Below are 19,901 nucleotides of genomic sequence, written 5' to 3' on the forward strand. Positions count from 1 at the left end.
CGGGCGAGCTGCTCTCCCGAGCCTGGTGCAGCATCCGGTTCACCCTGCTCCTCCTCGCCGTCGCACGACTCGATCAGGATGACCCCCCGTCTGTACCAGTGTCAAGACGAGGGGTCGTTAGTACTGACGATCCCTCGTCGGTACTGATGACTGCATAACCGTCATTATCCTGTTGTACGCTTCGTATCGTTCGTCGTTACGTATCAATACGAATTGACACTTCGATACGTATCAAGTAGGGTCGATCGCGTGTCGGAGAGTCAGAGCGCGGGCGTCGAGCTGATCGCGTGCGAGATGCCCGGCTGCGTTCACGTCATCGAGTACGCCGGCGTCGGGCGCAAGCCGAAGTACTGCACCCGCGTCGTCGACGGCGTCGTGCACAACCGGCTCAACGCCCAGAAGGTCCGCAACGGGACCCTCACGCTGCCCGCGCCGGGATCGCGGCCCGAGCGCAGCGACATCAACGACGGCGAGGGCCCTGGCTCAGTGCCGCGGCCGGTGTCACTGGCCCGCGCCGGGATCGAGGCGATCCGCGACGAGATCGGCTCCCAGCTCACCGCGCACCAGACCTGGATGAGCGGGGCCACCGCGCGCCTCGAGGAACTCCTCGCCGCGGCGACCGACCCTGACGCCGCCGCGGCGGAGGTCGCCGCCGCGCACCGCGAGGCCCGCACCCGCATCGATGCCGCCGAGGCCTCGGCCGAGGACGCCCTGGCCCGCGCCCGCGCAGCCGAAGCAGACGCCACAGCGGCGGCGACCGGGCGTGCCGAGGCCGAGACCGCAGCCGAGGACGCCCTCGCCGAACGCGACGAGCTCACCGAGCAGCGCGACCGCTACGCCGGACTCCTCGCCGACCGCGACGCCGAACTCGACACCGTCCGAGCCCGTCTGGACGAGGCCGACCTCGCCCACCGCCAGGCCGTCGCCGAGCGCGACCAGCTCGCCGAACAGCTCACCGCGGCCCGCAGCGAACGTGACCGGGCCACCGCCGCGCTCGCCGAGCTACGCGAGGCCCACGACGCTCTGCGCGCCCAGTACCAGCAGGCCCAGGCCGAGCGCGACACCGCCCGCACCGAGCTCACCGCGGCTCGCGACGACGCCGCCGCTCAACGTCGGCGCGCCGAGACTCTCGACCGGGACCGCTACGCCGCCGAACAGGCCCGCGACAGCCTCACCACCGAGCTGGCCACTGCCCGCGCCCGCACCGACGACCTCGCCCAGGCCGCGGCCGAAGCCCGCACCGCCCAGGCCGTCACCGCGGCGGAGAACACCGCCCTGACCCGTCAGCTCGCCCACGACGTCGAGGTCGAACGCCGCCACGGCGAGGAGCGCCTCGCCGACCTGCGCGAACGCCACGCCGACGAACTGCGCGCCCTGCGCGAGCGAGATGACGGACCAGCCCCGCCCGACACGACCCGGCCCGACACCGCTCTGCCCGACCCGGACCCGGCCGCCACGACCACTAAGGCGCCGCGCACGAGACGACGCACCACCACAGACCGCAGTGCAGATCGCAGCCCCCGCAAGGCCCGGCGCCGGCCCGGGCCCGAGCAGACCCCCGACCCGCAGGAGTGACGACCGTGACGACGTCGCACGACCCCGCCATCCCCGCCCAGCCGCGGACCCCTACCCGGGAGGACATCACCTCCGCCCGGGCCACCGGAGACCGGCTGCGTGCCGCCTACGCCGCGGCCGCCGGCGTCACCGGTAGCGCATGGGCCGACCGCGAGCAGCAGGCCCTCGACGGGCTCCGCGCCGTCGCAGCGTTCCTACGTCACCACCCCAACACCGACGTCGCCCGAGCGATCACCCAGACGCTGCAGACCCTCCCGGAGACCGGCCATGGCGCCCTCGGCTAGCGGCTACGAACTCGACCGGGCGGTGTGGCCGCCCTACCGCGAGCGCGTCATCGGCGACACCGTGATCGCCGAGAGCACCTTCGGACGGCGCCCCGACGGGCAGTACGGGACCGGTACCGTCGTCGGGTTCGAGCGCTACATCGGTGACCCCGCCGGAGCCCTCGTCCAGCTCGACCACGACGGGAAGGTCGACTGGTTCCCGCTCGCCGAGCTGTACCTGCTCCACCCCATCGGGGACCGCCCTGCGATCTCCTAGCGCACCACGCCAGGCAACCCTTTAGCCCTCAACTTCAGAGGCTAGGACACCTGGCGCGGGTGAGCGGATGCACGATGTAACCGAGGCCGGGTGACGACGAGTTGGTGGGGCTTGACACGCTTGCCGTCGCAGCTGGTCCGGCTGGCGTCATAGAGCCGCTTCACTGCGGTGCGAACGGTGGAATCCCGAACCTGGCCGTAGAAGTCGCCAAAGACCGCGAGTGTGTGGTTCACCGTCGTGAAGCTGGGAACCTGATCGAGTAGACCTGCAAGTTGCTCAGCGATAACAGGAACAGCCCGGTTTTCGACTGTCGCGAGGTCGGGGCGGATCGCCTCGGTCACGGTAAACAGGGCATCTGGATCAAAGGCGCTGTCAATCCGTTCCAATGTGTCCCACCATTTTTGCATGGCTCTAGCCACGCTATCGCCGAAGAGCCATAGCCCGTGCTGGCTACGGGTCCCGAAAACTAGGTGATAGAGCGGTTTGTGGCCGGGCGCGCGTCGAACGGGAACCGATATAACGTGCATCCCTGTGGCTGTAGACAGGCGGCGGGCGAATCCCTCGGAGACATGACGGACGGCGTCGTCGGTGACGCCGTGGGAGCGGAAGACCTCCCGCCACCAGTCTCCGCCCACGGCGTCGTCAAGTCGACGCATCGAGTTCTCGTTGCCCTGCGGCGAGGAGACGTGGCCGCCTGTGCGTCGTACGGCTTCCAGGCTGAAGTTCAGCAGGAGCTCGGTCGGTGGCCAAATTGAGCTGCGCGGGCCAGCGAGGATGTCGACGAGTCGTTGGTATGGCAGCCCATAGCCGGTGGGGTCGAGGAACAGGAACAGCGGGTGACCGTGGGCGGAGGTCAGGACCTCCTCGAGTACCGAGTCGACGTTGGTGTCGCGTACGTGAGCGGGCACACCACGCCGGGTGTATTCGGCGACGACACCTGCCAGGTCGTTCGCCGAGGTGGGGTCCTGCTCGACGAAGTACGAAGCGCAGGTCAGGCCGACAGTACGGTGTTGATGTTCGGCCATCTGCATAATCCGCTCAGGAGAGCCAGCGCTGCCGTTGCCGTAACGTCCGCGGCCCGCGTAGCCATCGAGGAAAACTACCCGGTGCCCCTGCGCTCGGGAGCCGGTCATGCCGGTGAACATCGGAACGTACCGGGTAAGTAACTCGTGCTTGAAGGTGCTAGGCAGATTCGGTTCCGCCCAGTACTCATCGCCAGCCCCAGTAGCCACCAGATCACCCCCAGTGAGAACAAGATAACGCGGACAGTGCCTCGGCAGGGACGTTCTTTGCGTTACCCCCGGGGCCCGTGGTCTTAGGTGGTCCCGCAGCCCCTGCCTCAGGCTCTCCATGGCTAGGTGAAATCAGGAAGGCGGGAACGAATTCTGTGATCGGTCCGGTGTGTCGACTACAATCCTTCGCCGGTTCGACGTAGAATTTGAATATGGCTGACGGGAGCGCGATCGAGTGGACCGAGGCAACCTGGAATCCGACGACCGGATGCGACCAGGTTAGCCGAGGCTGCGACAATTGTTATGCGCTGCGGTTAGCGGGCCGCTTGAAGGCGATGGGTTCGCCCAGATATCAGCTGGATGGAGACCCCCGAACATCCGGGCCGGGTTTCGCAGTGCAGCTCCATCCAGAGACCCTCGATGTACCGAAGCGATGGAAGAAACCGCGGCGTGTATTCGTGAACAGCATGAGCGACCTATTCCACGCTCGGGTCCCGCTCGACTACGTACGCCGAGTGTTCGCGACGATCGAGGCAACGCCCCAACACAGCTATCAGCTGCTCACCAAACGCTCGACCAGGCTTCGTCGCGTCGCGCCAGCGCTGTCTTGGCCGTCGAACTTGTGGGTCGGCGTGTCCGTGGAGTCGGCCGAGCAACTCGCCCGGATCCAGGATCTGACCGCGGTGCCCGCGGCGGTGCGGTTCGTCTCCGCTGAACCCCTTCTAGGCCCACTGACCGGAATCGACCTGACCGCGATCGACTGGCTGATCGCCGGTGGCGAATCCGGACAAGGTCACCGCTCGGTAGCCCTTGACTGGGTGCGTGACCTGCGTGATGAGTCTGCTCGCGCCGGAACCGCTTTCTTCTTCAAGCAGTGGGGCGGACGAACCCCGAAGGCAGGTGGCCGAGTGCTCGACGGTCGGACCTGGGACGAGATGCCCGCTCTTGCCACAGCGAAGGGCTAAGACCCTGACCTCTCTCGGACGAAGAGTCGCCATATCCGAAGGGAGGCCGGGCCTGGCTTCCGCTTGGGAGACAGCCGAGACTACGAGCGGAACTGTCAGGGCCGTGGGTCACACTGATGTCATGGGAGTCCCCGCCGGCGGTGCTCGCGCGTTTCTGGACGTGCCGTTCGCGGAGAAGGATGAGGCGAAGGCGCTCGGCGCGCGGTGGGACCCGTCGGCGCGGCGCTGGTACGCCCCGCCCCGGTCGAACCCGGGGCTGCAACGCTGGGCCCGGCAGCCCGAGATCCCCGAGCTGCTCCCCGGCGAAGACCGCCGGTTCGGCAGCGGCCTGTTCGTCGACCTCGTGCCCGCCTCCTGCTGGTTCACCAACGTCCGCTCCTGCATCGCCCAGAAGGACTGGGAACGACTACGTCGGATGATGCGCACCCGCGCCGGGGACCGCTGCGAGATCTGCGGCCGCGAGGAGGACCGGGAGCAGCGGCGCTGGCTCGAGGCCCACGAACGCTGGCACTACGACGACCGTGCCGGCGTACAGACGCTGCGCCGCCTCATCCTGTGCTGCAGCTGGTGCCACCAGGCAACCCACATGGGACTCGCCGACGTCCAAGGCCACGGGGAGACCGCGCGAGCACACCTGCGAGCGGTTACCGGCATGACCCGGGGGCAGACCCAGGACCACATCGACACGGCGTTCGCCCTGTGGCAGGCCCGCTCGGCCCGGACGTGGGAGCTCGATCTGCGCATCCTCACCGCAGCCGGCGTGACCCTCGCTGCCCCACTCGATCATCGCCAGCGCGCCGACGTCGCCCACGAGCTGGTCAGCCAGTACCAAGGCACCGCGCCGCGCGCCGCCGTGGGCGGCTTGACGGCCAACGAGGACACATCTCCCGGCGAGACGAGCCGGCCCAGCACCACTGACTCGGCAGCCCCGCCCGGAGAGGAAGCGGCACCCCCGACACCACATCACCGACCGTGGTGGAAGCGTCCCGGGCACGCAGCTCCGTGACGTCGGCCCTGGTCCGTACCCGGCAGTTACCGGCCAGACCGAGCGACAGTTCGACTGTTCGGATCAGGAACTGTGTCGGACTGTCCGCGATAATCGGTTAAAATCAGTGGCGAGGTGCGCGTGCGACGATCAGGTCAGGGGGAAATGGGTGACCGAGGGTGAACGCCCGGCCGGGATAGAAGCAGTCGTCAACCTGCCATCTCATGAGTGGGATAGCGCCGAGGCGGTGAGCTACGAGACTGCGCAGGAAGCCATCAACGAAGTGATCGGCTGTCACACCGCCGCTCTCAACAGGGAGCGCCGCTCAGCGTCTCCTGACCGAGCTCGGATCGAGCACCTCCGCGCGGAGATCATGGCGTGCGTGCAGGACCAGCGCGGTCTGAACCCCCGCGACCGGCCCGCGATACTGGCCAGCCGCGACAAGTACAGCCATCAACTGGCGGCTCTGCGGGCCGAGCTGCAGTGACGGGCCCGGGAGACCCACTCTCCGGCTACCGGCTCTCACCTGAAGAGAATGCGCGGATCTTCCGTGAGGACATCGCGCCCATGCTGTTGTCCGGATACGCGATGCAGGACAATCCAGTAGTAACCATTCTCATGGCTCAGCCCGGCGCCGGAAAGTCGCGAATCGCCAGCAATATCCGTGAGGCACTCGACGACGGCGGGGGTGTCGTCGAGGTCGACAGCGACCTCTACAAGCCCTTCCACCCCGACTACGCCGAGCTGATGATGACCGACGACCAGAACATGGCGGCGGCGATCGGCCCGGACGGCCGGGCCTGGATGGCCCAGGTCCAGGACTACGTGCGACACCACCGGCTGCACGCCATCGTCCACGACACAGCCCAGGACCCCGAGTCCGCTCTGGGCACACTGCGCGCCTACCGCGACGCCGGGTTCGGCACCGCGGTGGTGGCGCTGGGAGTGCACGAGAGCCAGAGCCTGCAAGGAGTCCTGCACCGCTATCAGGAACAGGTCAGCGAGCGAGGATCAGGACGCCTGACCGTTGCGGAGAAGGCCGCCCTGTCCTACCGGGGGATCCCCGCGACAGCACAGCTGATCGACGAGCGCGCCGCCGCGGACATCGTCGCGGTCTACCGGCGCGACATCGACTCCGCGGCCGGCCCGGCGTACGTCAACCGGCTCGGGGAGGACGGCACCTGGGCGTACCCGCCCGGGTTCGCCCAGGCGATCGAGACCGAACGAGCGCGGCCCCTCACCGAGCGCGAGACGACCAACTTCACCACCGTCCAGAACTACCTACGCAGCAACCTCGCTCCCGAGCTCATCCCCCGCCTCGAGCACGTCGACGCGCTGGCAGCGCAGGTCACCCCCGCCCCGCAGGCCGCAGAACTCGCCGACGAGCCCTCCACCAGTAATCAGGGCGCAGACCCCGCCCCGGACCTGACCCCCGGCACCATCGCGGCCGGGATCGTCGTAGCCGGCGCGGTGGAGTCAGCCGAGCTCGGCGACGTCGAGTTCGCGTCCCGAGACGCCGCGGCGCAGGGCGCCGAGGCCGCGCAGGCGGCCACCGAGCGCCTGCTCGGCGTGGCCGGCAGCGACCGGAACGGTCGGGTTCCGGCGGCCTCGGCGCTGGCCCGCGCCGTGGACAACTACCGGGCGCGCCAGGCGTTCGACGAGCGTTCGCACCGCGACCAGCTCGGCGTCGAGTCCGCGCGCCGCGCACCCGAACAGCCTCGCGGCGCCGAGCTCGACGGGCCTGAGCAGGACCACGGCTACGACCCCACCGACTGACCGGAGCGGGACTGTCAGTACGTCCAGCGGTCGAGGGGGCTGCCGCCGGCCCACATCATGTTCATCCGGTCCGCGAGCCGGGTGTAGGCATCCTCCTCCGCCGGAGTCAGCACGACGTCGCCCCGAGCGTCCTGCAACCGGGCGGCCAGCAGCTCGGTATCGGCAGTGGTAGCCAGGTCCAACAGCCCGTTGATCCGCGCGAACGCCTCGACCAGCTCGCCGCCCGACGGCGCAGCGGTGAACGCGCCGCCGCTGGCCTCAGCACCGGCGGCGATGGCCTCGGCCAGCTCGCTGGCCGGCGCCACCGCCAGCGTGTGTCCCAGACACATCGCGGCGGCCGAGAGCAACGCCAGATCCCCGGCCTCGATCTCGACGAGGCGCAGCGGCCGGTGCTCGTAGTGCCCGTCCGCTCCGAACATCAGCGGCAGCGGCGGCGCTGAGGGATGCGAGCGGGACTGCGTCGCCGCTATCTGACGCTGCACCCGGTTCAGCGCCTCCAGCGCCACCCGCCCAGCCAGCGGGACCGGCAACACCGCGGGACCGTCGGGGTCGTCCTCCTCCCACACCGCCAGGGTCAGCAGCAGCTCCTCGACCCTGGCCAGCTCGGCGACCAGGTCGTCATCGAGATCGGGAATCAGACGCCGCACGCGCGCCGCCGGCCCCACGTCCTGCTCCGTCTGCCCGTACTCGCCCACCGTCGCTCCTCACCGATCCGGCGCCCGAGGCGGGACCGCCGCCGGGCACGGTAGCCCGCACCGCCGACAAACACGGGCGAACAACGACCATCACGTCCGAACAGCTCAGTCCGTCCACGTCGGATCCTGCGCCACGAACCGCAACGTCATGGCCAGGTAATCGCGCATGGACACCGTCGCCGGCGCACGCCGCAGCTGCGTCCACACGGTGTTACTGCGCTGGCTGGACATCGTCCGAGCCTGCGCCACGATCGCGGTCGCCTCGACGTCGTCGACGCCGCGACCGGCCAGGCCGGCCAGTTCCCGAACCAGGGCGGCCGCGCGAGCCTCACCCACCGCCACCCCACCCCATCGACTCATCGTCGAGCGACACCCGGTGTGGGCGACACCGCAGCCGCGGCCGCGCCAGAGACGGACAGAACTGTCGGTGCCCGGCACTAGATTCACGGTCCGTGAGCGAATCAGAGGGCACTGGCGATCACGTGCCGACGGTCGGGGAGCGCGTCCGCGCAGCCGGGCTCAGCGAAGATCGGATCGCCGCGCACATGACGAACAAGGTCCTGCTCCTCGACAGCGAGGCTGTCGCCGACCTGGACCAGCCAGCACCCCCCGGAACCCGTATCAACGTCGGCAACAGCTCCTGACCGACGGCTCACCGGGCCCCGAGCCCGCCCGGAGACTTTCCCGGCTCACGCCACTGCGCAGCGTCGGCGGTCGTGACGGCCAGAGCCACCGAGCGCTCGGGAAAGAACATCCACGCCGTCACGGCCCGGTCGGCGCGCACCTCATCGAGACCCGCCCGCACCAACCCGGCCCGAAGCTCGCCCAACGCCGCCACCGTGTCCCCGCCGAACGGGGTCCCCACCGCGACACCCGACGTGAGCTCAAGGCTCAGTGCTGCCCGGGCGGCGTCGGCGAGCTGCTCCAACCCGTTCACCGCCTCGACCGGTAGCGGATCCGGGCCCACCTGGTCAGTCATCACACGCCCCGCCCCACCGTTCGCACCTGTCCCGCGGGCGCACGGAGCGCACCCCAGGTCTGGACGCCACGGGCAAGATCCGCGAGAGGCCGGCCCGTGGCGCGGCACCGATGCTAACCCACTGAATCGAACACTCGTTCGGGTCGGGTGGTCGGCCGTGCGGACCGTAGGCGCTCAGGGCCGCGCGGCCGGGAACCGCATATCGACCCGCCTGACGGCGGGGCGGTCCTGCCGGCCCTGAGCTTCGCACGGCCTCACTCAATAGCAAGGGTCGCTGCGCGATCGCCTCCGGCGACGACCCTGCGGGCCGCCCTTGCCATCGAGCCTAATGGGGCCCGCCGCACCCGGTCGATCTTGGTTGGCAGGGTCGGTGACCGTAGCCGCCGGTCCGGTGAGCACTCGTCGAGCCTGGGGCCCGTGAGGGATCTCTGCTCTGAGACCGTGCCCCGGCCGGTGGTCGGGAGGACAGAGACCGCTGATGGGATGGCGTGCCCGGCACGACGTGGCGTGAGCACTGATCCATTAGGCCGCCGGCAGTCCTCTCGCGGCTACTCCCGTTGTCGATCGGTGAGAGCGAGGAACATCAACATGCTGTTCGTGGGGGACGACTGGGCCGAGGATCACCACGACGTGGAGATCCAGAATGCCGCTGGCGAGCGGTTGGCCGCTGCCCGGCTGCCGGAAGGTCTAGCCGGTGTCGCTCGGCTGCATGAGCTGGTCGCGGCGCACCTGCCCGAGCCCGATTCCGAGTCGGAGGGTGAGGTACTCGCGCAGGTGTGGGTGGGGATCGAGACCGAGCGTGGCCCGTGGGTGCAGGCGCTGGTGGCGGCGGGGTATCGGGTGTTCGCGATCAATCCCCGCCAGGTCGCCCGCTATCGGGAGCGGCACTCCAACGCCGGTGCGAAGAGCGACGCCGCGGACGCGCACGCGCTGGCGGACATGGTCCGCACCGATGGCCATCAGCTGCGCTCGATCGCCGGTGACACGGAGCTCGCGTCCGGGATCAAGGTCTTGTCCCGGGCGCACCAGCGGTTGATCCGTGACCGCACCCGTCAGGTGCTGCGGCTGCGTCAGAGCCTGTTGGAGTACTTCCCGGCGGCGTTGGACGCCTTCGACGACCTGACGCGCGCCGACACCGTGGAGCTGCTGGCCAAGGCGCCCGACCCGGACACCGCGGCCCGGTTGACCCGAGCCCAGATCAGCGCGGCGATGCGTCGGGCCCGGCGGCCCGGGATCGATGCCAAGACGGCCACGATGGCCGCGGCGCTGCGCCGGCCAGGGTTGACTCGCTCTGAGCCGGTCACCGCCGCCTTCGCTGCCGCGACCCGCTCGTTAGCCGCTGTGATCGCTGCACTGAACAGCGAGATCGCCACCCTGCAGCGGCAGCTGAGCGCGGAGTTCGAGCGGCACCCGGCCGCGGCGATCTACCGCAGCCAGCCCGGTCTCGGTCCGATCGTGGCCGCACGGGTGCTGGCCGAGTTCGGGGATGACCCCGACCGTTATGCCAGCGCGCGTTCGCGCAAGAACTACGCGGCGACCAGCCCGATCACCCGCCAGTCCGGGAAGAAGACCTCGGTGCACGCCCGCTACGTGCACAACGAGCGGCTTGTCGACGCCCTCGGGCGTCAGGCCCAGGGCGCGCTGGTCGGCTCGGTCGGGGCGCGGGCCTACTACGACCTGCAACGAGCGCGCGGGCTCGGGCACCGGGCCGCGCTGCGGCAGCTGGCCAACCGGCTGGTCGGGATCCTGCACGGCTGCCTCAAGACCGGGGCGCTCTACGACGAGACCACCGCCTGGGGCCACCGCTCCACCGAACCGACACCACCACCAGCTGCAGCTGACGCTGCCTGAACACAACCACACAGTCCACACAGGATTTATCAGAGCCCGGCGGGTCCGGTGCTGGTCGACGGCCCGGATTCTGCGGGCTCGCCCCTCACGCCTCAAGGGCGCCTTCGGCGTCGCTGACGCGACAGCCCTTCGGGCTGCCCCGGACCCGTGAGCCTCCGCGAGCCCTCCGGGCAGGCCCTAACGGGCAGGCGCAGCCAGCCCGCCCGACGGGCCGAGCCGACGACCAGCACCTACGAGCACCACAACCAACCGATCTTGACGACGGGACGGCCTGGGATGTCTCGGAGGCCGTGCTAGCCGCTCATGCGGTGGCGGGGTGAAGCGCCCGCCACCCCAAGGGGTCGGGCCGACAGGACCACAGCCCCGTTGGGCCACGCCGAGCCAGGAGCGCCAACGATGACCAGCACCCTGCAGACACACCTCGCAGCGCCGCCGGACCACGACAGCGGAGTGGTCGATCCAGGCCAGCTGCACTGCCCGAGCTGCCGGGAGCAGGTCCGGTGCGCACCTCCGCAGGGCTGGCCCGACCGCGCCGGCGCGGCGCCGCTGTTTTCCCACCCCGACGGCACCGTCCTGTGCCTCGACCAGGCCGGGCGGATCAACGAGCCGGTGGAGATCCGAGCATGAGCACCGCCACCGACGGTCGCGACGTTCACGCCGAGCTGGCTATGGAGGCACTGCTGCCCTGCGCGGGATCTGAGCCTCGGACCCACCACTGCCCGATCACCATCCGGCTCACCTGGAGCCCGAACGACCCGCTCCTGGCCACCGCATCGATCCCGACCAATACCGACCGCACCGTCGAATGGTCACTGAGCATCGACCTGCTCACCGCGGGACTGGACCACCCCGCCGGACTGGGCGACGTCTGCGTGCTGCCCGACCCAGCCGATCCGACCCGGGCCGAACTGGTCCTGTCCTCCGATACCGGCCGAATCTGCCTCGGCTTCGCCGTCGAGAACCTCATCGACTTCCTGGCCCGCATCGACTCCACCGCCACTCCGCCGGTGGTCTCCCCGAGCCGAGAGGAGGTGGACGCGATGTGTGCTGAGGGCTGTTACAAGGTCATGCGCAACGGCGTGTGGGTTTGCATCCGATGCAAGCAGTGACTCCGCCGCAGTGACGGGGCGCGGACGGGCCAGCAGGAATCTGGCCCGTCCGCGCTACCGACCCTATCCAGCACTGCCGGCCACGATCGCCCGCGCCATCCCGCCGGCCACGACCGGACCCAAACGATCCCGCGGAGGATCACCATGCCCATACCCAGCTCGAGCATCGACACCCGGCCCGCTCCCGAACCGACCGACGCGAGCCCCGACTGGCGACACGGAGCGGCGTGCCGCCAGGTCACGCCGGAGACGTTCTTCCCTGCAGCCGAGAACGGCGACAGCTACGACGAGCAGGTCACCGCAGCCAAGGCGATCTGCCACACCTGCCCGGTGCTGAAGCAGTGCCGCGCCTGGTCGCTACTCCACCTCGCCTACGGCGTCGCCGGGGGACTCACCGAGAGGGAACGATCCACCCTCCGACGCCGGCAGCGCCGGGCCCACCCGAGGGCGGCCGCGGCGGCGCACGTCGCGCCGGTGGGTGAAGTGGCCGCGACCGCGACTCGCCGGGAGCGCCGCGCGGCCGCCGTGCGCTACCTCGCCGAGAGCAGAACCAGCCGGGACCGGGCCGCCCGACAGTTCCACGTCAGCATCCGCACCATCGACCGGTGGCTCGCCGAGGCCCGGGCCAGCGCCTGAGCACCCGCATCCGGGCCGACGACGGCTAGGTGCTGCTCAGATAGCCGAGCTCCTCTGCCCGTTCCCAGCATCCCCTGGACGAGCAGATCCGCATCGAGCCGGACGTCCCCTCCTTCCGCATGTCGGTGAGGTCCACGCTGCTGTTCTTCGCGTGCCCACACACGTCGCAGTGGTACAGGCCTGTCTTCGGGTCGTAGCTCACCGGTTCACGATTCCCCACCACGCCGGCTCACAGCGGGTTCCGCCCCCGAGCCGGCCGGGCCGCTCAGCACGACGCCCCAGAGGTCTCCCGCAGCGATATCTGGGCGCCGACGAGGCCGCCGCGGCGGCCGGCCGCGGCGATCTGTGATGTCCTGTCCGCGCGGGCCAGGTCCACATCACTGCAGACCAGCAGCACCAACAGTCCGCGGCGGCGCAACGCGCCCAACCAGCCCGCCGGGGCAGCCGAACCCAGGTCGCCGTCGTAGAACACCGCGTCCGCGGCGATCGTGAGCCGCGCGGCGCCCGCGTCCAGGCGCGCCGACCATGTCGGCGGCACGGGCAGCGAGGTCAGCTCGACGACGCCGAACTGTGAGACCAGGCCGAAGCCCCGGGCCAGGAGATCAGCCAGGACCGCGTCGATCAGCTCGGCGCCGGGTCGCGGATCCGAGGTGTGAACCTGCACAGAGGGGACCACCGTCATCGTGGCCACCGATCCGAACTCAGGCAGGTCCGGATCGGCCAACACGCCCGGGGACCCCCAGATCGTCACCCCCGAAGCGTCGGTGTCGCCCGGATGGGTCACTGCTGCCCTGCCGCGGACTCGGCCCTGAGTCGGACCACCGTGTCCCGGCAGCGACGCGCCTCATCGGCGAACTCCGCCCCCTCACCAGGCTCCTCGGCCCGACCGGCAAGCTCCGAACACACCAGCGCACACCGCTCGAGCACCGCGATCCGCTCGCCCACCGCTCCCGGCCCGGCCGAGACCGTCCCCTGCCCGGCCACGTACTCCTCGCCCGCCCGCAGATGCAGCAGCTCCAGCAGCGGGTTCATCCGCTCCATCGCCGCGCTGACCGGAGCCGTGCCGGCGTCCGGGTCATCGTGTTCCCGGTGCTGCGTCACCCAGGCGTCCAGCCCGGCCAGGCAATCCTGGCGGGCCTGCTCGACCTCACCCGCCGTGAGCTCGGTATCCGGGCGGTCGAGCTCCGTACGCCACTGGTAGTGCTCGGCGGCCCAGCGCTCATGCGCGGCCGCGACATCGACGCCCAGGCCCTCGGCGATCCCGGCCCAGTCGGTGCCGTCCTCGCGCTCGACCAGAATCGCCGCGGCGAGCACCTGATCGGCCCGCTCCCGCAGCGCCACCGCGTCAGCGACCAACGACCCGCCATAGACCGGCGAGGGCCGCGACCCCGCCGGCACCATCCGCCGGGACCAGTCCGCGGTGTCGCGCGCCGCCGCCGCCAGCAACAGATGGGCCACCGACCGCGCGGTGAACGGGGCTCCGGGCACGGGCGCCGGCCACAGTTCTGTCATGCCCCGAGCCTGACCGGGCCGGGCGCCACCGGCAACCACCTCTGCTCCGCCTGTGGACAACTCCCCCCGGCAGGACCTAGCCCGCGCGCCGGCATTGGGCGGTAACCCGGCGAGAACGACCCATCATGATCGCGCTCTGCGCCTATCTTCCCAGCTCAGAGGCTGTTTTGAAGTTGCCTCACCACCGCTGTTGCTGTAATATCAGTGCTGTCCAGATGGGAACGACAAGCCCGGCCGGACACCAACCGCAAACCGATCAAGGAGCACGCAGATGCAGAACGTGCACATCGACCAGCTCGACGACCTCGACCCCGAACGGGACCTGCGCACCGATCGCGGGGACCTCCACGGCCTGGCCCACTCCCTCATCGAGGAAGGGGTGCTCACCCCACTGACCGTGATCCCGGGCGAGGGCGGACGGTTCACCATCTACGCCGGACACCGCCGCCGCGCCGCGCTGCGCCTGGCCGCCGAACTGCTCACCGGCGACCCGGGCGAGTTCGACCTCACCGCCGAACAGGCCCAGGCCCGCGCCGAGACCCTGACCAGCGAGGTGCCCTGCTACGTGCGCGCCGACCTCGCCGGACGCGACACCCTCGCCCAGCTCGCCGAGAACGGCGAGCGCAAGAGCCTCGCCCCCGCCGAGCGGATGCGCGGGCTGCAGCTGGCCATCAGCGACGGCTACGACGACCGCACCATCTCCCGCGCCGGCGGATTCAAGACCGGCGACGTCCGCGCCGCGCGCCGACTCGACGCCATGCCCGAGGCCGCCCGAACCGCCGTCGACACCGGCCAGCTCGACCTCGACCAGCTCGGCGAGCTGGCCGAGTTCGCCGACGACGAGAAGGCCGTCAAGCGCATCCTGCGCAGCTCCGGAAGCCAGGTCCGGTTCGCCATCGCCGAGGAACGCCAGAAGCGCCAGCGCGGCGAGGCGGCCGAGAAGCTCAAGGCCGAAGCCACCGTCGCCGGGCACAAGGTCGTCCGCAAGCCCCAGGACCTCGGCTACACCAGCCGCGAAGAGCAGTTCGGGTACCTCGCCCACCCCGACGGCACCACCCTCACCCCCGAGACCGACGCCCACACCGACGGGCACGTCGTGTTCGTCGACACCGGCCACTACGCCGCCCCGAACCTGGTGCACATGTGCCAGGTCCCCGACGAGCACGGCCACACACGGCTGCGCCACACCAGCTACCGCAGCCCCGCCGAGATCGCCGCCCGCGAGGCCGAGGACCGGGCGCGCGAGGAGCGTCGGATCAAGATGGACGCCGCCAGGGAGGTCCGCGCGAAGTTCCTCCGCACCCTAATCGGCAGCCAGAAGGCCGCAGCCAAGCACACCGACCTCCTGACCACCATCGCCGCGCGCTGGCCCCGCCAGCTCTGCGACGGCGAGCGCCACCGCTTCGCCGCGACCCTGCTGCCCGCCGAGCCCGACACCTGGACCCCCGCCCGGGCACAGCAGCACGCCGTCGCCCGCGCCATCCTCGGCGCCGACAAGGCCGCCGAAGAGACACACGGCTGGTGCGACTACCCGGCCATGCTCTGGTGGTGGGACACCCTCACCAGCCTCGGCTACGAGCGCGGCGAGGCCGAGGACCACCACGTCGCGCAACTGCAGCGCGGCCGCGAGGAGGAAGAACGCCAGCGCGCCGAAGACGCCGCCGAAGACGCGGCAGCCCAGGCCGCCGAAGACGCGGCAGCCGAGACGGCCGAAATCGCCGACCACCTCGCCCACGACGAGAACGGGCAGCCCGAGCCCCAGACAGAGCCCACAGACGACGAGCAGACCGTCGAGATCGACACCGGTGTCGACGGCCAGGACGCGGAGCAGAACGGCGACGAGCAGAACGGCGACGAGCAGAACGGCGACCAGGACACCACTGCGGCGGAGGCAGCCGCGTAGCTGAGGCTGCATGACAGGGCGGGCATCCCAGGGCAGGGGGGTGCCCGCCCTGCTGTCACGGCGCCGGCGGGTGTGCAGGTGTGGTCGGCGTGCGGGTCGGGTGGTGGTCGCTCCTCGCGTCGATCGGCGGGGACGGTGCCCGAGGGGGCGCCGGGGCGCCAGGCCCTGCGCTGGCGCTCCGGCCGCTGCGCGGTCGCCTGCGGCGAGCCCGGCGCCCCGACACCCCCTCGGGCAGGGCTCCGCCCCGCCGACGCGAGGAGAGACCACCACCCTCAGCCGGCTCTGTGCCCGCCGTCGGGGTCTACTGCACGGCCCTGGCGGGCCGTCCCCTCCCGGGGGGCCAGGGCGCCGCCCTGGACCCGGCCTCGCTTCGGAGAGGGGGGCGAAAACCGCAGCTCACAGCCCCACTACGGCCGAAGATGAGGTAGACATCCGTGCGTAGTAGCTGTAGAATAATATACATCAGACGGAGAGATCGGGGGAGCAAGAAATGCGTCAGCCAGAGCGTGGCGAGCGGATCATCGACTCGAACTTCACGGCGTACATCCACCAGGGCGACGGCGTCTACGAGCGCGACGACAGCGCCGAAGGTGCCGCAGCCTGCCGCGAGCTGAGGGAGCAGCGTGCGCGCGAGCAGGCCGAGCGGATGGCCGATGTCGACTACGCCGCCGCGGCCCGCGAAGACCACCGCGACCGAGTCGAAGCGCTGCAGATGCAGCAGGCGGCCGAGCTCGGCTACCTCGACGAGGAGCCCGAGCCGTAGGCCTGACCGCAGGACCGTCCACTACAACAAGAAACTGTAAAATAATAGTCGTAACTGGGGAACGACAAGCCTCCGGAACGACCGGCCCGCGGCACCGATCAAGGGAGTACCGATGACCACCCGTACACGCAACACCCGCCCGCGCCAGACCCCGGAGCAGCGCGCGGCGCGGGTCGCGGAGCTGACCGACAAGCTCAACGGCGCGATTGCCGAGCTGACCGAGGGCGAGCAGTGGACCGCGATGCTGCGCACCGCCGCCCGGTTCCACCGCTACAGCTTCCGCAACACCATGCTGCTGCTCTTGCAGGCCGAGGAACGCGAGGCGACCATCAGCCGGGTCGCCGGCCTACACACCTGGCGCGCTGTCGGCCGCCGGGTCCGCAAGGGCGAAAAGGGCTACCAGATCCTCGCGCCGCTACGCCGCAAGCTCGGCGACGAGGAGGCCGCGAAGATCGGCCCCGAGGCCTACACCGGCGACGGGCAGCCCAAGAAGGTCGTTCGAGGCTGCAAGATCGTGCACGTCTTCGACGTCGAGCAGACCGAAGGCGACGAGCTGCCCGACCTACCCACCCCCGACGCGCTCACCGGCGGCGACCCCGCCGGACTCTTCGACCGCCTCGCCGACCTGGTTAGCGCCGAGGGCTACACCATCGAGCGCAACCCCGAGGACGGCGACACCCAGGGCTGGACCAACTACGCCACCGCCGTGGTGTCCGTGCGCCCCGACGTCGACGACGCCCAGGCCGCCTACGTCCTGGCCCACGAGCTCGGCCACATCCGCGCCCGCCACGACGAGCGAGCCATCAGCCGCGCGCAGCGCGAGACCGAGGCCGACTCGATCGCCTACGTGATCACCGCGGCGCACGGCCTCGACAGCGTCACCACCTCCGCCCCCTACGTGGCGGGGTGGAGTGAGGGCGACACCGAGGTCATCGCCGCCGCCGCGGAGATCGTCCACCGGGAGGCGACCCGCATCCTCGCCGAGCTGGAGGGCGACACCGACGGGCCGAGCGAGGACCCCGAGAACGCAGACCCCGAGAACGCAGACCCCGAGAACACATACCCGGAGACCGCAGGCCCGGAGAGCGCCGCCGCGGCATGAGCTACGCCGCCGGGAGCGGGTGCCCGACACCGGTTCCCGGCGGAGTGGCCGACCCGAGCACTCCCATCCAGGAGCCCGCGCAGCACCGAGCGCACGCAGCGAGCAACGAGGAAGGAACCACGATGAACGCACCGGATCAGCGGTTCACCCCGGGGCAGGTGCACATGGCCCGCCCCTGGCTCGCGGGTACCGAGCTGCCCGCCCAGCGCGGGATCCTGCTCCGCGAACAGCTCGACATCAGCGCCGAGTACGTACTGCTGTGGTTCCCCGGTCTCGGCGACCCCGGAGCGCGAGGCGCTCTCTGCGCGATCGCGCGCCGCGACCTCACCGACGACGGGCAGGCACTCGCGGAGCTGCCGCGGACCTGGGTGGCCAAGGTCTACGCCGCCGCGCGCCGCGCCAACCGGGCGGGGCAATGGACCTGGACCGGTGTCGGCGCCGACATCGAAGCCGCCCACCGCGCCAACCGCAGGAGGAGCGCCCGGTGAGCCGGTTCAGCACCCGCAACCACGACGGCGCCAGCGGACGCGGCGAGCCCGTCGACACCGTCCCCGCCAAAGACCGCGAAGGCCTGGACCGCAGCGCCCGCGCGCACGGGTGCGACAGCCGGGCCGAGCTGTTCAGCGCGCCGTCGTTGCACCACGACGCCTACGACCCGCAGAAGGCCGTGACCAACTGACAACCCGCGGGTAGCCCCGCCCGGGCCGCCTGATGAAGGGACCGAGAATGGACATCCACTCCTACAACGAAGACGGCTGGTTCTCCAGCGGCGCCGACGCCGCACACACGGCGTGGCTCGAGGAGATGGGACACGTCAACGACGAGCCGCCCCAGCCCGGGCCGAGATGGCTCATCGTCGACCCACAGGCCCCCGGCGGTGTGCGCGAGCTGACCCGCGCCGAGCAGGACCACTGCTCGCAGCTGGTCGCCGCGACAGCGCCGCAGCACGGGGAGCACGAGCCTGCGCAGGACGAGCCGGGCGACGACGAGGTGGCAGAGGACGAGCCCGAGTAGCCGGTGATGGCCGGCGACCCAGCCCCGAAGGACTCGCCCCCGAGGGGGCGCCGACAAGAGGTCGCCGGCCATCGGTGCTCCGGCCCGCAAACCGAGGGCGCCGAAAGGGCCCGTCAGTACAACCAGCGCACGCCGCCAGGATAAGGCGTGCGCGCAGCTCGCAGCCACGCCCACCCGAGAGGCGCGGCCCGGCGGGCCGGCGGGTGTGCAGGTGGTGGTCGGCGGGCGGGTCGGGTGGTGGTCGCTCCTCGCGTCGATCGGCGGGGACGGTGCCCGAGGGGGCGCCGGGGCGCCAGGCCCTGCGCTGGCGCTCCGGCCGCTGCGCGGTCGCCTGCGGCGAGCCCGGCGCCCCGACACCCCCTCGGGCAGGGCTCCGCCCCGCCGACGCGAGGAGAGACCACCACCCTCAGCCGGCTCTGTGCCCGCCGTCGGGGTCTACTGCACGGCCCTGGCGGGCCGTCCCCTCCCGGGGGGCCAGGGCGCCGCCCTGGACCCGGCCTCGCTTCGGAGAGGGGGGCGAAAACCGCAGCTCACAGCCCTAATTGCGGATCTTCTAGCTTGACCCCGCATTGAGAGAACTGTAGAATCATAGATGTTACGAGGGAACGACAAGCCCCCGGAACACCCGGCCCGCAGCACCGACCGAAGGACCCAGATCATGGCTCGAACCCAGAACCGCCCCGGCTCGCTCTGGCGGGTGCGGGAATTTCAGACCCAGCTCCTGCCGGGCGATGTCCCGATGCTGGTGACCGTCACCGAGCGCTACGACCCGGCGGTCGCCGCACGGCACGCCAAGGCCGCCGCCGCACAGCGCTGCCCGCACTGCCGCGGCGACCTCTCCGAGCCGGTCCCCGACGAGCTGGCGGCCACCCCGCGCGCCTACTTCGCGGGCGAGCCGACCAGCGGCGTCGCCGCCGATTCCGACCTCGAGATCGCCGCACGCCGGGCGATGGCCGTGGTCTTCGAGGCCATCGACGGCCGCCGACCGGTGACCCAGCTCAACCAGCTCGCCGACCCCGCGGTGGTCCGCTACGTGCGCGCACAGGCGGGGGCACTGCGCGGGCAGCGGGTCCCAAGCCGGATCTACAGCTGCCACGTCCGTCAGCCCTGGGAGGGCATCGGCGAGGTGTTCGGCCTCGCCCGGGTCGGGAGCCGCCGCGTCGCCGCCTTCGCGAGCCGGGTCGAGCTGCGCCCCGCGGGCTGGCGCATCGGCGCCCTGCGCGTGCTCTGAGCCTGTCCCGGGGGGTGTCCGGCCGAGAGGTCG

Annotated in this window: 25 protein-coding genes; 19 read left to right on the plus strand and 6 right to left on the minus strand. The window is 70.8% G+C overall.

What is annotated here, in order from left to right; genetic code table 11:
* The first annotated feature begins 249 nt into the window (after positions 1–249).
* Genes EV383_RS30760 through EV383_RS30770 form a run of 3 tightly spaced genes read left to right on the plus strand, consistent with a single transcriptional unit; the run spans position 250 to position 2,115 of the window.
* A complete protein-coding gene (locus tag EV383_RS30760) occupies positions 250–1,575 on the plus strand; it encodes a hypothetical protein (protein ID WP_130295397.1) in 1,326 nt (441 codons plus the stop codon).
* Positions 1,576–1,580: 5 nt separating this feature from the next.
* Positions 1,581–1,859, plus strand: a complete 279-nt coding sequence (locus EV383_RS30765; RefSeq protein WP_130295399.1) for a hypothetical protein — start codon at positions 1,581–1,583, stop codon at positions 1,857–1,859.
* A complete protein-coding gene (locus tag EV383_RS30770) occupies positions 1,843–2,115 on the plus strand; it encodes a hypothetical protein (protein WP_130295401.1) in 273 nt (90 codons plus the stop codon). Before EV383_RS30765 ends, EV383_RS30770 begins: the two co-directional genes overlap by 17 nt.
* Positions 2,116–2,156: 41 nt before the next feature.
* Here the strand turns inward: EV383_RS30770 and tcmP are convergent, their stop codons facing one another.
* The gene (tcmP, locus tag EV383_RS30775) at positions 2,157–3,467 is read right to left on the minus strand and encodes a three-Cys-motif partner protein TcmP (protein ID WP_130295404.1); all 1,311 of its coding nucleotides are present in this window, start codon (positions 3,465–3,467) and stop codon (positions 2,157–2,159) included.
* A 92-nt stretch (positions 3,468–3,559) separates the two neighbouring features.
* Between tcmP and EV383_RS30780 the strand changes: the two genes are divergently transcribed.
* From EV383_RS30780 to EV383_RS30795, 4 genes are all read left to right on the plus strand, one after another.
* Complete coding sequence (locus EV383_RS30780; protein WP_130295406.1) at positions 3,560–4,312, plus strand: DUF5131 family protein; 753 nt, start codon at positions 3,560–3,562, stop codon at positions 4,310–4,312.
* Positions 4,313–4,433: 121 nt separating this feature from the next.
* Positions 4,434–5,318, plus strand: coding sequence for a DUF5710 domain-containing protein (locus tag EV383_RS30785; protein WP_207223900.1), 885 nt, complete (start codon positions 4,434–4,436; stop codon positions 5,316–5,318).
* Between the two features lie 148 nt (positions 5,319–5,466).
* Complete coding sequence (locus EV383_RS30790; protein WP_130295408.1) at positions 5,467–5,784, plus strand: hypothetical protein; 318 nt, start codon at positions 5,467–5,469, stop codon at positions 5,782–5,784.
* An 80-nt stretch (positions 5,785–5,864) separates the two neighbouring features.
* The gene (locus tag EV383_RS30795; protein WP_130295410.1) at positions 5,865–7,073 is read left to right on the plus strand and encodes a zeta toxin family protein; all 1,209 of its coding nucleotides are present in this window, start codon (positions 5,865–5,867) and stop codon (positions 7,071–7,073) included.
* A 14-nt stretch (positions 7,074–7,087) separates the two neighbouring features.
* Here the strand turns inward: EV383_RS30795 and EV383_RS30800 are convergent, their stop codons facing one another.
* Complete coding sequence (locus tag EV383_RS30800) at positions 7,088–7,768, minus strand: LuxR family transcriptional regulator (protein WP_130295412.1); 681 nt, start codon at positions 7,766–7,768, stop codon at positions 7,088–7,090.
* A gap of 105 nt (positions 7,769–7,873) precedes the next feature.
* Entirely contained in the window at positions 7,874–8,104 is a 231-nt protein-coding gene (locus EV383_RS30805) for a hypothetical protein (RefSeq protein ID WP_130295414.1), read from the minus strand.
* Positions 8,105–8,220: 116 nt separating this feature from the next.
* Here EV383_RS30805 and EV383_RS30810 point away from each other — a divergent pair, with 116 nt between their 5' ends.
* A complete protein-coding gene (locus EV383_RS30810; protein ID WP_130295416.1) occupies positions 8,221–8,412 on the plus strand; it encodes a hypothetical protein in 192 nt (63 codons plus the stop codon).
* An 8-nt stretch (positions 8,413–8,420) separates the two neighbouring features.
* Here EV383_RS30810 and EV383_RS30815 read toward each other — a convergent pair whose 3' ends face one another.
* Positions 8,421–8,747 carry a hypothetical protein gene (locus tag EV383_RS30815; RefSeq protein WP_130295418.1) on the minus strand — a complete coding sequence of 109 codons (327 nt, stop codon included), beginning with the start codon at positions 8,745–8,747 and terminating at the stop codon, positions 8,421–8,423.
* Between the two features lie 588 nt (positions 8,748–9,335).
* On the opposite strand from EV383_RS30815, the gene EV383_RS30820 reads away from it, so the two are divergent.
* From EV383_RS30820 to EV383_RS31525, 4 genes are all read left to right on the plus strand, one after another.
* Positions 9,336–10,598, plus strand: coding sequence for an IS110 family RNA-guided transposase (locus tag EV383_RS30820; protein ID WP_130295484.1), 1,263 nt, complete (start codon positions 9,336–9,338; stop codon positions 10,596–10,598).
* 396 nt (positions 10,599–10,994) lie between these two features.
* On the plus strand, positions 10,995–11,225 hold the full coding sequence (locus EV383_RS30825) for a hypothetical protein (protein ID WP_130295420.1): 231 nt from the start codon (positions 10,995–10,997) through the stop codon (positions 11,223–11,225).
* Positions 11,222–11,707: an SsgA family sporulation/cell division regulator gene (locus tag EV383_RS30830; protein WP_242623546.1), complete on the plus strand. Its 486-nt coding sequence runs from the start codon at positions 11,222–11,224 to the stop codon at positions 11,705–11,707. Before EV383_RS30825 ends, EV383_RS30830 begins: the two co-directional genes overlap by 4 nt.
* A gap of 144 nt (positions 11,708–11,851) precedes the next feature.
* A complete protein-coding gene (locus tag EV383_RS31525; protein WP_165438616.1) occupies positions 11,852–12,343 on the plus strand; it encodes a WhiB family transcriptional regulator in 492 nt (163 codons plus the stop codon).
* Positions 12,344–12,608: 265 nt separating this feature from the next.
* Here EV383_RS31525 and EV383_RS30840 read toward each other — a convergent pair whose 3' ends face one another.
* Together EV383_RS30840 and EV383_RS30845 are read right to left on the minus strand one after the other, a co-directional pair.
* Positions 12,609–13,067, minus strand: a complete 459-nt coding sequence (locus EV383_RS30840) for a hypothetical protein (RefSeq protein WP_130295422.1) — start codon at positions 13,065–13,067, stop codon at positions 12,609–12,611.
* Positions 13,068–13,123: 56 nt separating this feature from the next.
* Positions 13,124–13,894, minus strand: a complete 771-nt coding sequence (locus EV383_RS30845; RefSeq protein WP_130295424.1) for a hypothetical protein — start codon at positions 13,892–13,894, stop codon at positions 13,124–13,126.
* A gap of 232 nt (positions 13,895–14,126) precedes the next feature.
* Here EV383_RS30845 and EV383_RS30850 point away from each other — a divergent pair, with 232 nt between their 5' ends.
* The 7 genes from EV383_RS30850 to EV383_RS31530 all read left to right on the plus strand — a co-directional run bounded on the left by EV383_RS30850 (position 14,127) and on the right by EV383_RS31530 (position 19,868).
* Positions 14,127–15,758: a ParB/RepB/Spo0J family partition protein gene (locus EV383_RS30850; protein WP_130295426.1), complete on the plus strand. Its 1,632-nt coding sequence runs from the start codon at positions 14,127–14,129 to the stop codon at positions 15,756–15,758.
* A 490-nt stretch (positions 15,759–16,248) separates the two neighbouring features.
* Positions 16,249–16,521 carry a hypothetical protein gene (locus tag EV383_RS30855; protein WP_130295428.1) on the plus strand — a complete coding sequence of 91 codons (273 nt, stop codon included), beginning with the start codon at positions 16,249–16,251 and terminating at the stop codon, positions 16,519–16,521.
* Between the two features lie 112 nt (positions 16,522–16,633).
* Complete coding sequence (locus tag EV383_RS30860) at positions 16,634–17,623, plus strand: ArdC-like ssDNA-binding domain-containing protein (RefSeq protein ID WP_130295430.1); 990 nt, start codon at positions 16,634–16,636, stop codon at positions 17,621–17,623.
* A gap of 122 nt (positions 17,624–17,745) precedes the next feature.
* Positions 17,746–18,111, plus strand: a complete 366-nt coding sequence (locus EV383_RS30865) for a DUF6409 family protein (RefSeq protein ID WP_130295432.1) — start codon at positions 17,746–17,748, stop codon at positions 18,109–18,111.
* Positions 18,108–18,302 carry a hypothetical protein gene (locus tag EV383_RS30870; RefSeq protein ID WP_130295434.1) on the plus strand — a complete coding sequence of 65 codons (195 nt, stop codon included), beginning with the start codon at positions 18,108–18,110 and terminating at the stop codon, positions 18,300–18,302. Before EV383_RS30865 ends, EV383_RS30870 begins: the two co-directional genes overlap by 4 nt.
* A 47-nt stretch (positions 18,303–18,349) precedes the next feature.
* Positions 18,350–18,637: a hypothetical protein gene (locus EV383_RS30875; protein WP_130295436.1), complete on the plus strand. Its 288-nt coding sequence runs from the start codon at positions 18,350–18,352 to the stop codon at positions 18,635–18,637.
* Between the two features lie 658 nt (positions 18,638–19,295).
* The gene (locus EV383_RS31530) at positions 19,296–19,868 is read left to right on the plus strand and encodes an Rv3235 family protein (RefSeq protein ID WP_165438617.1); all 573 of its coding nucleotides are present in this window, start codon (positions 19,296–19,298) and stop codon (positions 19,866–19,868) included.
* Positions 19,869–19,901: the final 33 nt, after the last annotated feature.

This window comes from Pseudonocardia sediminis, assembly GCF_004217185.1.
Lineage (GTDB): Bacteria > Actinomycetota > Actinomycetes > Mycobacteriales > Pseudonocardiaceae > Pseudonocardia > Pseudonocardia sediminis.